The organism is Pseudomonas sp. F01002 (genome assembly GCF_004402115.1).
In the GTDB taxonomy this organism is placed as follows: Bacteria; Pseudomonadota; Gammaproteobacteria; order Pseudomonadales; family Pseudomonadaceae; genus Aquipseudomonas; species Aquipseudomonas frigoris.
This window is the reverse complement of the sequence record NZ_SOPU01000023.1, coordinates 115,256-128,825: the sequence shown is the minus strand read 5'-3', so window position 1 is coordinate 128,825 and position 13,570 is coordinate 115,256. Positions and strand designations below refer to the sequence as shown.

Here is a 13,570-nt window from a genome sequence, read left to right as displayed (position 1 = left end):
GAGCTCACAGGCCGAGGTCGGACAGACCTGGATGGTCGTCAGGGCGACGACCCAGCGGCCAGTGGAACTTGCGGTCACTTTCCTTGATCGGCATGTCGTTGATGCAGGCAAACCGATTGGCCATCAAACCGTTCTCGTCGAACTCCCAGTTTTCGTTGCCGTACGAACGGAACCAGTTGCCCGAGTCGTCGTGCCATTCGTAGGCATAACGCACGGCGATGCGGTTGCCGGTAAAGGACCAAAGTTCTTTGATCAGGCGGTAATCCAGTTCCTTGGCCCATTTGCGCGTCAGGAAACCTTTGGCTTCTTCGCGGTTGTAGGCGAACTCGGCGCGGTTACGCCATTTGGTGTCCAGGGTGTAGGCCAGCGACACCCGTTCCGGGTCGCGGGAGTTCCAGCCGTCTTCGGCCAAGCGTACTTTTTCGATGGCCGATTCACGGGTGAATGGCGGCAATGGCGGACGAACTTCGGCATTAGGCATTAATAGTCTCCCTATCAAAGTAAAGTTCTAGCAAGTTGTCGGGATTGGTTAAAGTGTTACAGGTCCAATAACTTTCGCGCCATGCATTGCGCATTATCGGCGGCACTGTGATCACCCATGACAAGCGCCACGGTAATGGCACCGTCGATCAGGATCAGCAGCTGTTTGGCCAGCGTCTCCGGGTCTGTGGCGCCATGTTCGGTGCAGAGCTCGCGCACGTAGTCGAGCAGCTTCTGTTTGTGGTCTTTGGCGACCAGGCGAACCGGGTCTTGCGGGTCGCCGGTTTCGCCGCTGGTATTGATGAATGCACAGCCACGGAAGCCTTCGGATGCGAACCAGGCCTTGAGTACGGTAAACAGGTTGAGCAGCCGGTCGGCCGGTGTTTCGGCCTGGTCGACTTCGCTTCTGTACCAGTGCATCCAGCGCACATCACGGCGTTGCAGGGCCGCGACGGTGAGCTCCTCCTTGTTGGCGAAGTAGCGGTAAATACTCTTTCTGGAGACGCCGGCGGTTTTCACCAGTAGATCCATCCCGGTGGCAGCGATGCCACTTTTGTAGATCAACTTTTCGGTGACATCCAGAATGATGTTGCGTGTGTCGTTGCTGGTGATTTCGTTCATGCGGCGAACAGTAGAACGATCGTTCTCCTTGGTCAAGCAGATATTTTTGTCGCCTGAAAAACCGCTTTCGCGAGCAAGCCCGCTCCCACATTTGAAATGCGTTCCCTTGTGGGAGCGGGCTTGCTCGCGAAGGGGCCTTTACAGACACTAACAAGACCCAAGGCAATCCATGGTGTAAGCTCTCGGGTTCTTCGGATTCGACCTTTTTGCGAGCCCTATGCCGTCGCTTTTCAAACGCTCTCTGCTGCCCAAACTGCGCAGTTTTCCGCTGACCGCCGATGCCGTCACCATCCTCTCTGGCGCTGCCGAGTTTCGCCGGTGCCTGCTGGAAAAGATCGCCAGCGCCACCCAGCGCATTTATATCGTCGCGCTCTATCTGCAACAGGATGAAGCCGGCCAGGAAATTCTCGATGCCTTGCACGCGGCCAAACTGGCGCGTCCGGAACTGGACGTGGTGGTGGTCGTTGACTGGCTGCGCGCCCAGCGCGGTTTGATCGGCGCCGGCAAGCAGCCAGGCAACTCGGCCTGGTATCAGGAAGCCACCCGCACTCATGCCAGTGAAGTGCCTGTGTATGGCGTTCCCGTGCAGACCCGAGAGTTGTTCGGCGTGCTGCATTTGAAAGGCTTCGTGATCGATGACTGCGTGATCTACAGCGGCGCGAGCCTGAACAACGTTTACCTGCACAAATTCGACAAGTACCGCTACGACCGTTATCACCTGCTAAATAACAGCGCGCTGGCCGATTCGATGCAGCACCTGATTCAGCACGGTCTGATCGCCTCCAAAGCAGTGCATCGTCTCGATTTGCCGAACCTGCCGACCACCCGTAGCCTGCGCAACGACATCGGCGACTTGCGCAGCCGCCTCAAGCACGCGGCGTACGACACCACGACAGGCACCACGGAAAAGGGCGGTTTGTCAGTCAGCCCATTGCTCGGTGTCGGCAAGAACAACCCGCTGAGTCGAGTGATTTGCGAGTTGATCGCCAGCGCCCAGCATCAACTGACCATCTGCACGCCGTACTTCAACCTGCCGCTGGCCGTGACCCGGGAAATCAACCGGGCACTGGCGCGGGGCGTGAAGATTGACATCATTGTTGGCGACAAGACGGCCAACGACTTCTACATCCCGCCGAGCGAGCCGTTCAAGGTGATTTCGGCGCTGCCGTACCTTTACGAAATCAGCCTGCGGCGTTTCGCCAAGCGTCATCATCGCAGTGTCGACAGCGGCCAGTTGAACCTGCATCTGTGGCGTGACGGCGACAACACCTATCACCTCAAGGGCATGTGGATCGACCAGCGCTACACCTTGCTGACCGGCAACAACCTCAACCCGCGGGCGTTCCGTCTCGACCTGGAAAACGCCTTGCTGATCGATGATCCGAAAGGCGAGTTGTTGGAGCCGCGTCGCAAAGAGCTGGCGGAGATTTTCGAGAACACCCGCCGCATCGAGCGTTATCAGGAACTGGAAACGCTGCTGGAATACCCGGCGGCGGTGGCCAAGTTTCTCAAGCGCGTGAGTCGGGTACGGATCGAGCGGTTGCTCTATCGCATTCTGTAAGGCTTAAAGCAAAAGATCGCAGCCTCCGGCAGCTCCTACAGTGGGACGACGTACACCCGTAGGAGCTGCCGAAGGCTGCGATCCTTTCGCAGACAACGCCGACGTTTAGTTCAGCCCCAACTTCCCACGCAACGTCGACAAGTCTTCAGCCAGTGTATTCACCGGCCCGACCAGCGCCTTGCGGTCGTTTTCCTTCACCTTGTCATACGTCTCGAAACCACCATTTTTGGTTTTGTACTTGGCCAGCGTCTTGGTCACCGTCGCGAAATTCTTGTCGACTTTGGCAATGAAGACCGCGTCCTGCTTTTCGATCTGCGGCCGGAACAAATCGACGATTTTCTTCGCACCGTCGATGTTGCCCTGGAAGTCATACAGGTCGGTGTGGCTGTAGCGATCTTCTTCACCGGAGATCTTGGTCGCAGCGACTTCTTCAAGCAGGGCGGCGGCGCCGCCAACCACTTTTTCCGGGGCGTCGAGGTTGGTCAACTTGCCTTCAGGGTCCTTGGCATAGTCCGGGACCTGGGTTTCATGCTCGCCGCCCATCGCCGCACCGGTGCTCTTGACCCGGCCGAGAATGCTTTGCTGTTCCTGCAGCGGCGTGCGGTCCCAGCGCTCGACGAAGTTGCGGATGATCCGCACGGCCTGTTAGCTGCCATTGGCCGCCCAGGTTGGTTCGTCGCTGCCGGGCTGAAACCAGACGATGCTGTCCATTGACTTGGCATTGTTGGAATCGGGGTTGGCCGAGCCGTCGCGAAAACCGAGAAAGTTGCGCGCACTTTGCGCAGGCATTCCGGGTTTTGCCGGGGCCTGGGGCGGCACGCAGCCTTCCTGTTTCCAACGCACCAGCAGTAAGTCCGGTAGGTTTTTCACGATGTCGCGCAGGGCGTGGATGTTGGTGTCGGTGGTGTTGGAGCAGAACTGCACACTGAGGTCGCCGTGGCGGCAATCGGTTTGGAACCGGTCAGCGCGTGATCGAGAGAAACATGCAGCGAATGTTTGATTGAACGCGCGACTTTGCGCATCCAGAACACCATGGAACTGAGAATGCCCACGGCGACCAGGCCGACTACCCCTTCAAACAGTTCCTGTTGCTTCTGCGGGAACTCAGCACTGACCAGTTCCAGGCCACCGCCCACCAGCAGGGCCAGGGCCACGGCGAGGAAAACGCCGATCCACACCGCCGGCATCCACTGGCCGCGGCCGGTCTGCTTGAGGTAGCTGGCGATGATGCCAACGATCAGCGCGGCTTCAATGCCTTCGCGCAGCATGATCAGAAAAGGAACGAGCATTCAGCACCGGGGCATCATTAGATAGGGTGCTAAGTTGTAACATAATGACACTCATTCCCAAATGGCACTTATTGGCATTTACCTGAGCCTAACCTGAACGCATTGTTCAATGCGTCGTCAAAACAGCGGATTCACCCGATCGTTGTACACCTCGATCAACTGATCATAGCGGCGGCCGATCCGCTCGAAGTCATCACTCAGCTGTTGTGGCGAGGCGTTGGCCGCCCAGTCGTCGCGCAGCCTGTTAACGGCATCCAGATAGTTCTTGCCGGGTGAACGCACATAGTTCCAGATGTTTTCCGGGTAATCGGCGTTGCTGGTTGCCGGGTTGGCTTGCATGTAACGGGTGCCGTCGTCCCAGGCCTGTTGCAGCATGAGTGTCGCGTCGCTCAGATCACTGGCGTTAAAGGTTCGCTCGCGAACACGGTTGTCGAGCGTGAGCATGAGGGTTCGCGCTTGCAGCATGTAGGTGAGGATGTGCGCATACTTGAGTTGATCCCGGGTCTTGAGCTGCTCAAGCTGAACCTGTCGCAAATCCAGATCCTCGGCATCAAGCTCGCGGCGCAGTTGGTCAGAAGCGTTGAGGTAGTCTTTGACTAGCGGGATAAACAGGCTGTCGCGCTCGGCCTTGTCCGCGGGGCTGACCGAATAGGTCGGTCTGGCGCTGAAAAAGTCAAAAAGCCCGGCCGCTTCGTTGGCCGCCGACAGGGACGTTTCGAAGCGATTTTGCAACGCTAACAACTCAGGTGCCGATTTCTGAAGGTTGTCTTTCTGCATCGCGTTCAACTGACAGGAATAGGCATCGTGGACGCTCGGGTAGTTGAGCTGCTCGCGAACGCTGACCATCTGGTCGAAGTCCTCGGGAAAGCGCTCCTTCAGGGTCGGATCGACTTTGCGGTCCCGGTTCAAGTAGTTGGCGTAGGCGTGACGCCAGCGGCTGTCGACTGAGTTCAGGCAGGCAATCAACGGGCGCAAGGCGTTGGCCTTTTCCCGCTCGGCGAGGTCAGGTTGACGGAGCCAGCGCTGGATCGGGGTCAGGAGTGTGCCTTGATGCTCTCTCAACATACCGAGAAAGGTCACCGTCAGCACGGCGGTGATTGCGACGGCCAGGACGCGCTTGTTCACGGTTGAGCCCTCTGAGCATGCGACGGCCCATACCACTGCTCATAGTCAGGTGCGATCCGGCATTCCTGACGACTGTCGAGGGGCCCACTGCAACCGCGTTTGGCAAACGGCTGCAACCCTTGATCCGGGCCCATCAACTGACTGCTGGCAATGATGTAAAACAGGAGCGTCAGACCAATGACCCCGATCATCAGCGCAATCGACGGTGCCGATCCCAAGGTGGGCAACCGAACCTTGGGAGGCCTGACGCGTAGCGTTTCTGGCCAGACGACACGACTCAATACACCCAGCGCCAGCAGCACTCCGGTGTAGCTGGCAAATGCCGACGCGCCACAGCAGGCCCATGTCAATGCACCCATTAGCCAGCAGGGCAGCAACTCGCGCAGCACCAGCGGCGCAGGGCGTCTGAAGCTGAGTCGAGGCGACACGGCGCGGCTCAAATACACGTCCAATGACCAGAACCGGTCCGCCATCGGGCGCCAGACCCACAGCAGTGCCGCGCCAGGCGTGGCCAATACACACAGCCAGAACAGCATGGCGGCAAAGCTTGCACCGAGACCGGATTTATCACTGAGGTATTCGCCGACTGCCCAGGTGAGCGACGCGCCAAACAACCCGGCAAACATGGGCCAGGCTTGGGGGCGCGGCACAAGGGCCTTCCAGAAATACGGATCACCGTTTGGCATGTCGCGGCATCGCGTCGGGTCCAGGCGCAGGAGCTTCTCGCTGAGTGTGCGACAGGCATTCCAGTCCGCTTCAAAAAAACGCCGGGCAAAGGCGCTTCGATCGGTGTCGGTCATTGGCGTCAGTAACAAGCGTGCCGCGCGGCTCTGGGGCTCGCGATCATTCAGGACGGCCAGGCGTTCCAGGGTTTCGACAAACACCTGCTCATCTCGGCGTTTCACGAGCGCCGACCAATAAGGCTGCGAGCAACGCCCCCCGTCCTCTTTGGCGCTCCAGTGCTGGTGTGCACACAGCGTTTCGAACACATGTGCCGACCAGAAACTCGAATCCACCAGTAAGCGGGCCAAGGTTTCATTGAACCAGTCGTGGCGTTCGAACGACTGCAGCCAGTCGACTTTTTTGAGCACCAGGTAGCGCTTGACGAACGCGTCGACCTGGCCAGCGTCAAGCAGCTCGCGCAAGCCCTTTTCCACATGGTTGCAGTAAGCGCGAAGCACCAACTCAAGCACATGCGGCGATAAGTCCGGGCGCTGCCAGGCGGTGAGCCAGTTGAATTTCTCCATCCCCCAGGCGACCAATAACATCCCGTCGTCGCGCGGTGACAGGCACGTCATTAACAACTGGTCTTCAAACTCCCGGTTGCAGTGGGACACCTGTGCCTGAGCCAGACGTTCATCGAGTTGCTCGACCGTAACGTCTTCCAGTAACTGCGCCGCCCGCCGTGCTCCGTGAGTACGCTCAACCTCTAGATGTTCCAGCTCGAAACTGAGCGGGGGTTCAAGCGACGGCTCAAGAGGCTGTGTTTCAACCACAGGTTCGCGCTGACTGAATGAAGACATCGACGATTCGCGGCGACTCCACTCCATCGCCTGCTCATAGGCTTCGCGCAGACGCTGGAAACCGCTCGGGTCTTCATCCGGGCGGTGCACTTTAAGCAGCGTTGCGTATTGGCGTTTGATGCTGCGCAAGTCGGCATCGGCTTCCAACTCCAGAATTGCCCAGCAATTCACCGCCACAGGCTCTGTTCCAGTTCATCAAGCTGTTGCGTCAGTTGCAGGCGCAGTTCGCGTATCGCGCGGTCGTCCTGGGTATCGAGCACCTGCTGAAAGCGGTTGGCCATGTGATCGAGGCGTTGACGCAAATCACCGAGGCTTTCCTGATAGAGGCGCTCGAGACGGGCATTTAGCAGGCTGTTGACCTGTTGCTCGCGCGGGTGAACCTTGAGGTTGGCCAGCGCGGCCAGGCGTTTCTGCACTTCTTCGGGATCGAGTACACCGGGATTGTTTTCGATCACCAGGGTCCGACGCTCACCGGTACGATTTATCAGCGCCTCGGCTTCGAGCAGGCCGTTGTTATCGTAAGTGAAGCGTACATCGATGCTGATCTCGCCAGCCGGCGCCACGGGCACCTCGATGTCGATTTCCCCCAGATAAATGTTTTCTTTTACCCAACGGCTTTCGCCCTGGTAAATCTTCAACTGCACAACGCGCTGATGGTGGCGCAGGGTCGAGACGGTTTTGACCCGGCTCACCGGGACCACGCAGTTACGCTCGATAATTGGCAGGTAATGACCCGCTTGCGTACTTTCGCCGACGCTGACCGCGACTTCGATGCCCAAGGTGTAGGGGCAAACATCGGTCAACACCACCTCTTCGAGTGCGGCATCCCGTGCCTTCAGGGCTGCCTGCACCGCTGCGCCCAGTGCAATCGATTCGTCCGGGTTAAGCGCAATCGAAGGGAACCGACCGAACAACCCGGCCACCATCCGCCGGATCATTGGCATGCGGGTCGTGCCGCCCACCAGCAGGACTTCATCCAGCTCCGATGGCCGAATACGCGCGTCGCGCAGCGCGGTTTCGATCGGTGTGCGCAGACGCACCAGCAACGGTGCATAGAGTTCGGCCAACTGCGCTTGGGTGAACGTCTGCTCCCATTGACCGCTGCCATGACGCAGGACGAAGGTCGCGCTGTCGGCCTGGCCAAGGGCATGGCGCACGCGCTCGGCTTCGCGGCGCAGGCGATGGGCGATAGTGGGCTCGGTCAGTGACGGCATGTCGCTACGGTTGGCGTGTGCGGCGACAAAGGCCTGAACCAGCACGGTGTCGAAGTCTTCGCCGCCGAGAAAGTTGTCGCCAGCGCTGGCGCGCACTTCCATGACGCCGTCGAACAGTTCGAGGATCGACACATCGAAGGTGCCGCCACCGAGGTCGAACACCAGAAACGAACTGGCGCTATCGCGTTGATGCAGTCCATAAGCGAGGGCCGCGGCGGTCGGTTCATTGATCAGCCGCTCGACCTTGAGGCCGGCCAATTCGCCAGCGATTTTCGTGGCTTTGCGTTGAGCGTCGTTGAAATAGGCGGGCACGCTGATCACCGCTTCAGTGACCGTTTCTCCGTAGCGGCGTTCGACGTCCTCCTTCAGGCTGCGCAGCACCAGTGCCGACAGTTCTTCCGGGCGGAACGATCGGGTGCCGAGGCGAAGTTCATGAGCGCTGCCCATGTGTCGTTTGAACAATGCCGCCGTCAACTGTGGGTGAGTCTGTAAACGTTCCTTGGCAGCCTGACCGACCAGCACTCGACCCTCGTCGTCAAGGCCCACCACGCTTGGGGTCAGCAGACTGTCCAGAGCGTTGGAAACCAGTTCGGGGGCGCCGTTGCGCCAAACGGCAACCAGGCTGTTAGTGGTGCCCAAATCAATGCCGACGATCATTACGTTTACAGCTCCATGTCAATTCGGGAATTCCCGGCAACAGCCTATCGGCCACAGGGCCAGGTAGTTGAGCCGCCTTTTGCGCAGGACTGGCTTTTTACTCCGTGCTGCCTAAGATGGCCAACAGAATAATTCAGTGCACCCGAGTGACGTATATGTCGGAAAAAGACACCATCTCCATTCAACTGGTGCGTGAAGCACTGCTGCAAAGTTGCGCCCCCGGAGCGACCACCGATGAGGTGTTGAACAAGGTCGGTATCGATCCGGCGCTGCTGGAAACCACCACTGCCCGCGTGCCGGCTACCTCTTACGCAAGGCTGTGGCGCTTGTTGGCCCGGCGCGGAGATGATGAATTTTTTGGCATGGACCCGCGCAAACTCAAATCCGGCAGCCTGGAGTTTCTCTGTCGCTGCTCTATGGTCCAGCCGAGCCTGGCCGCTGGCCTGACCTCGGGTTTGAGCTTTTTGTCGTTGATGCTCGAACACCTGTCGGCGCAGTTGGTACGTCAGCAAAGCCTGGCGGAAATCGTCCTGCTCGAAGACGACCAGGACCCACGCCGCGCCTTCACTTATTTCACTTACTGGATGATCGTCCACGGCGTCGCCTGCTGGCTGGCGGGGCGACGGATTCCGATCCTGGCCATCGAGTTGCGCTGCCCGGCACCGGACTTCTGCGATGACTATCAGGTGATGTTCTCCGAGAACCTGCGTTTCGACCGGCCGCGCACGCGGATGATTTTCTCCGCTGAGTGCCTGGACTTGCCGATCAAGCGCAGCCCGGAAGAACTCAAGCGTTTCCTGGCCCATGCGCCGGCCAATATTCTGGTCAAGTACCGTGACGCGGAGAGCCTGGCCAGCCGGATCAAGCACGATTTGCGGCAACTGCCCGCCGAACACTGGCCGGAAACCGAGGCCCTGGCGCAACAGCTGTGCATGTCGGCGTCGACGTTGCGTCGGCGGTTGGCGGAAGAAGGTCAGACCTACCAGGGGCTCAAGGACAGCGTGCGCAAGGAGTTGGCAATTGTCTGGCTCGCCGAGCCTGCCATCAGCTTCGCCGAGATTGCCACGCGTTTAGGGTTTGCCGATACCAGCTCGTTCTACAAGGCGTTTCGCAAGTGGTCGGGATCAAATCCGGGGCATTACCGGAGTTTGATCCTCAACGAGGCGAGCTGATTCGGATTTTGTGTTGATTGGTCGGGCGCCTTCGCGAGCAAGCCCGCTCCCACAGGGGAACGCATTCCAAATGTGTGGGCTTGCTCGCGAAGGCGTCCGCCCAGGCGACGCACCTCTTGAATCTTGGCCAAACCAGTCACGCAACTTGATAGCTTTGACCATTGTCCCGCGCCCCGCGCAGAGCGAGTATTTCCCTGTTAATTACGGTTCCCCCGACCTAATAAAAATACAAAGGGATTCTGGCAATGCGCGATTATTTGTCTGCTACCTCACAGTTCAATTATCAGCACACCGTCGACGCCGCGCTCGACGGCGATTTGACTGCCCTCAACGCCTGTGTCGAGTGTTGCGACCGGCATGCCTTGCCGGGGCGCATCGCGCTGTTCTGGGAAGGTCGCGATGGCGCCAGCGCGACCTACACCTTCAGCGACTTGCAGGACAAAGCCGCGCGTTTCGCCAATTTCCTGCTGGCCCAAGGCGTGAAAAAAGGCGACAAGGTTGCCGGTCTCCTGCCACGTAACATCGAATTGCTCATCACCGTCTTCGCCACCTGGCGCATCGGCGCGGTCTACCAGCCGCTGTTCACGGCATTCGGCCCGAAAGCCATCGAACACCGCCTCAGCTCCTCTGGCGCCAAAGTGGTAGTCACCGATGCGGGCAATCGCTCCAAACTCACTGAAGTCGCCGACTGCCCGACCATCGTCACCGTCGCCGGTCCCAAAGGCCAAGGCATCGTCCGCGGCGATTACAGCTTCTGGGCTGAACTGGCCAATTATTCTCCTGAGTGCGAACCGGTCCTGCTGACCGGCGAAGACCCGTTCCTGCTGATGTTCACGTCGGGCACCACCGGTCCGTCGAAAGCGCTGTCCGTTCCGCTCAAGGCCATCGTCGCCTTCCAGAGCTACACCCGTGACGCCGTGGACTTGCGCCCTGAAGACGCCTTCTGGAACGTTGCCGATCCGGGCTGGGCCTATGGCATCTATTTCGGTGTTACAGGTCCCATGGCCATGGGGCATCCGATCACCTTTTACGATGGCCCGTTCAGCCTCGAAAGCACCTGCCGGGTGATCAACAAATACGGGATCACCAACCTCACCGGTTCGCCGACGGCCTTTCGCCTGTTGATCGCCGGTGGCGACGAATTCGCCCGCTCGATCAAGGGCAAGCTGCGCATCGTCAGCAGCGCCGGCGAGCCGCTGAACCCGGAAGTGATTCGCTGGTTCGCCGACAACCTCGGCGTGGTCATCCACGATCATTACGGCCAGACCGAACTCGGCATGGTCCTGTGCAACCACCATGGCCTGGAGCATCCGATCCACATGGGTGCGGCCGGTTTCGCCTCGCCGGGCCACCGTATTGTGGTGCTGGATGACGAGTACAAAGAACTCGGCGTCGGTCAGCCGGGCATTCTGGCCATCGATCGCACCCAATCGCCGATGTGCTGGTTCGCCGGTTACGAAAGCGCACCGACCAAGGCCTTCGTCGGCAACTATTACCTGAGCGGCGACACCGTCGAGTGGAACCCGGACGGCAGCATCAGCTTCGTCGGTCGCAGCGACGACGTGATCACCACCTCCGGTTATCGCGTCGGTCCGTTCGACGTGGAAAGCGCGTTGATCGAACACCCGGCTGTGGTCGAAGCGGCAGTGGTCGGCAAACCCGATCCAGAGCGCACCGAACTGGTCAAAGCCTTTGTCGTGCTCAGCGCGCAATACCGCGCTGCGCCGGAACTGGCCGAAGAGCTGCGCCAACACGTGCGCAAACGACTGGCCGCGCACTCGTACCCCCGTGAAATTGAATTTGTCAGCGAATTGCCGAAAACCCCTAGCGGCAAATTGCAGCGCTTTATCTTGCGCAACCAGGAAATCGCCAAGGCTCATGAGGCCGCCGCGAAGAACGTTTCAGCTTGAATCCAAGGAAACAATGATGCAGATCGAAAACAAGGTTTTTCTCGTCACCGGCGGTGCGTCCGGCCTCGGTGCGGCCACGGCTGAAATGCTGGTCGCAGCCGGCGCCAAAGTGATGCTGGTGGACATGAACGCCGAGGCCGTTGCGGCCCAGGCTGAACGTCTCGGCGCGCAAAGCGTGGTGGCGGATATCAGCAACGAAGCCGCGGCGCAAGCCGCTGTGCAGGCGACGGTCAAAGCCTTCGGTGGCCTGAACGGTCTGGTCAACTGCGCCGGTATCGTGCGCGGTGAGAAGATCCTCGGCAAGAACGGCCCACACGTGTTGGCCAATTTCAGCCAGGTGATCAACGTCAACCTGATCGGCAGTTTCAACATGCTGCGCCTGGCCGCTGCGGCGATTGCCGAAACCGAAGCAGATGCTGACGGCGAGCGCGGCGTGATCATCAACACCGCCTCGGCCGCCGCTTACGACGGCCAGATCGGTCAAGCCGCTTATGCCGCCTCCAAAGGCGCGATCGTCAGCCTGACCTTGCCCGCCGCCCGTGAACTGGCGCGCTTCGGCATCCGCGTGATGACCATCGCCCCGGGCATTTTCGAAACCCCGATGATGGCCGGCATGACCCCGGAAGTCCGCGCGTCACTGGCGGCTGGCGTGCCGTTTCCGCCACGTTTGGGCAAACCAGGCGAGTATGCCGGGCTGGTCAGGCATATCATTGAAAACAGCATGCTCAATGGCGAGGTGATCCGTCTCGACGGCGCCTTGCGCATGGCCGCCAAATAAGGAGGATTTGTCATGACTATTGCCAACGATCCAATCGTTATCGTCAGCGCCGTCCGCACCCCGATGGGCGGTTTCCAGGGCGAACTGAAAAGCCTGACCGCACCGCAACTCGGTGCTGCCGCAATTCGCGCCGCCGTCGAGCGCGCCGGTGTGGCGCCAGACTCGGTTGAAGAAGTGCTGTTCGGTTGCGTCCTGTCCGCCGGCCTCGGCCAAGCCCCTGCGCGTCAAGCTGCATTGGGCGCCGGGCTGGATAAATCGACCCGCTGCACCACCCTGAACAAAATGTGCGGTTCGGGCATGGAAGCGGCCATTCTGGCTCACGACATGCTGGTGGCCGGCAGCGCCGACGTGGTTGTCGCTGGCGGTATGGAAAGCATGTCCAACGCGCCGTATCTGCTGGACCGCGCCCGCAGCGGTTACCGCATGGGCCACGGTCGCGTGCTTGATCACATGTTCCTCGACGGGCTGGAAGACGCTTACGACAAAGGTCGCCTGATGGGTACCTACGCCGAAGATTGCGCGGAAACCAACGGTTTCACCCGTGAAGCTCAGGACGCGTTTGCCATTGCCTCGACCACCCGCGCGCAGCAGGCGATCAAGGACGGCAGCTTCAAAGACGAGATCGTGCCGGTCACTGTGACTGTCGGTAAAGAGCAGGTGCTGATCAGCAACGACGAACAGCCACCGAAAGCCAAACTGGACAAGATCGCTTCCTTGAAACCGGCGTTCCGCGACGGCGGCACGGTGACGGCGGCGAACTCCAGCTCGATCTCCGATGGCGCTGCGGCACTGGTGTTGATGCGCCGTTCCGAAGCTGAAAAGCGCGGCCTGAAACCGCTGGCAGTGATTCACGGTCACGCGGCGTTTGCCGACACCCCGGGCCTGTTCCCGGTGGCACCGGTGGGCGCGATCGAGAAGCTGATGAAAAAAACTGGCTGGTCGCTGGACGAAGTCGATCTGGTCGAAGTCAACGAAGCCTTCGCCGTGGTCAGTCTGGTGACCATGACCAACCTGGAAATCCCTCACGAGAAGGTCAACGTTCACGGCGGCGCTTGCGCCCTCGGCCACCCGATCGGTGCGTCTGGCGCGAGGATCCTCGTGACCTTGCTCTCGGCCCTGCGCCAGAAAGGCCTGAAACGCGGCGTTGCAGCGATCTGCATCGGCGGCGGTGAAGCCACGGCAATGGCCGTTGAATGCCTGTATTGAAACTGACGCTATCCCCATGTGGGAGCGGGCTTGC

At 59.8% G+C, this 13,570-nt stretch carries 11 protein-coding genes and 2 pseudogenes; 5 read left to right on the top strand and 8 right to left on the bottom strand.

The genetic code is table 11. From position 1 onward, the window contains the following. Positions 1–4: 4 nt before the first annotated feature. Positions 5–481, bottom strand: coding sequence for a nuclear transport factor 2 family protein (locus E3W21_RS19770; RefSeq protein ID WP_134421553.1), 477 nt, complete (start codon positions 479–481; stop codon positions 5–7). A gap of 56 nt (positions 482–537) precedes the next feature. Continuing rightward, positions 538–1,101 carry a TetR/AcrR family transcriptional regulator gene (locus tag E3W21_RS19765; RefSeq protein ID WP_134421552.1) on the bottom strand — a complete coding sequence of 188 codons (564 nt, stop codon included), beginning with the start codon at positions 1,099–1,101 and terminating at the stop codon, positions 538–540. Between the two features lie 217 nt (positions 1,102–1,318). Between E3W21_RS19765 and pssA the strand changes: the two genes are divergently transcribed. After that, a complete protein-coding gene (pssA, locus tag E3W21_RS19760; protein WP_134421551.1) occupies positions 1,319–2,662 on the top strand; it encodes a CDP-diacylglycerol--serine O-phosphatidyltransferase in 1,344 nt (447 codons plus the stop codon). Between the two features lie 105 nt (positions 2,663–2,767). On the opposite strand, the gene E3W21_RS19755 is transcribed toward pssA, so the two are convergent. The 6 genes and pseudogenes from E3W21_RS19755 to E3W21_RS19730 form a co-directional block, all read right to left on the bottom strand. Next, positions 2,768–3,148 (bottom strand): imelysin family protein, encoded by a 381-nt coding sequence (locus E3W21_RS19755; protein ID WP_371927128.1) that lies wholly within the window; start codon positions 3,146–3,148, stop codon positions 2,768–2,770. Next, a pseudogene (locus E3W21_RS31380) lies at positions 3,149–3,586 on the bottom strand (Dyp-type peroxidase); the annotation flags it as partial. It abuts the gene before it with no gap. A 26-nt stretch (positions 3,587–3,612) separates the two neighbouring features. Continuing rightward, positions 3,613–3,951: pseudogene (locus tag E3W21_RS19745) on the bottom strand (FTR1 family protein); the annotation flags it as partial. Between the two features lie 117 nt (positions 3,952–4,068). After that, a complete protein-coding gene (locus E3W21_RS19740; protein ID WP_134421549.1) occupies positions 4,069–5,076 on the bottom strand; it encodes a DUF3829 domain-containing protein in 1,008 nt (335 codons plus the stop codon). Continuing rightward, a complete protein-coding gene (locus E3W21_RS19735; RefSeq protein WP_166793846.1) occupies positions 5,073–6,770 on the bottom strand; it encodes a J domain-containing protein in 1,698 nt (565 codons plus the stop codon). The genes E3W21_RS19740 and E3W21_RS19735 overlap by 4 nt, the downstream gene beginning before the upstream one ends. Continuing rightward, positions 6,767–8,470, bottom strand: a complete 1,704-nt coding sequence (locus tag E3W21_RS19730) for a molecular chaperone HscC (RefSeq protein WP_134421547.1) — start codon at positions 8,468–8,470, stop codon at positions 6,767–6,769. Before E3W21_RS19730 ends, E3W21_RS19735 begins: the two co-directional genes overlap by 4 nt. Positions 8,471–8,625: 155 nt before the next feature. On the opposite strand from E3W21_RS19730, the gene E3W21_RS19725 reads away from it, so the two are divergent. The 4 genes from E3W21_RS19725 (at position 8,626) to E3W21_RS19710 (ending at position 13,536) form a co-directional block, all read left to right on the top strand. Beyond that, positions 8,626–9,642, top strand: coding sequence for an AraC family transcriptional regulator (locus E3W21_RS19725; RefSeq protein ID WP_134421546.1), 1,017 nt, complete (start codon positions 8,626–8,628; stop codon positions 9,640–9,642). 245 nt (positions 9,643–9,887) lie between these two features. After that, positions 9,888–11,552 (top strand): AMP-binding protein, encoded by a 1,665-nt coding sequence (locus E3W21_RS19720; RefSeq protein WP_134421545.1) that lies wholly within the window; start codon positions 9,888–9,890, stop codon positions 11,550–11,552. A gap of 16 nt (positions 11,553–11,568) precedes the next feature. Further along, the gene (locus tag E3W21_RS19715) at positions 11,569–12,330 is read left to right on the top strand and encodes an SDR family NAD(P)-dependent oxidoreductase (protein WP_134421544.1); all 762 of its coding nucleotides are present in this window, start codon (positions 11,569–11,571) and stop codon (positions 12,328–12,330) included. A 12-nt stretch (positions 12,331–12,342) separates the two neighbouring features. After that, the gene (locus E3W21_RS19710; RefSeq protein WP_134421543.1) at positions 12,343–13,536 is read left to right on the top strand and encodes an acetyl-CoA C-acyltransferase; all 1,194 of its coding nucleotides are present in this window, start codon (positions 12,343–12,345) and stop codon (positions 13,534–13,536) included. The last annotated feature ends 34 nt before the right edge of the window (positions 13,537–13,570 follow it).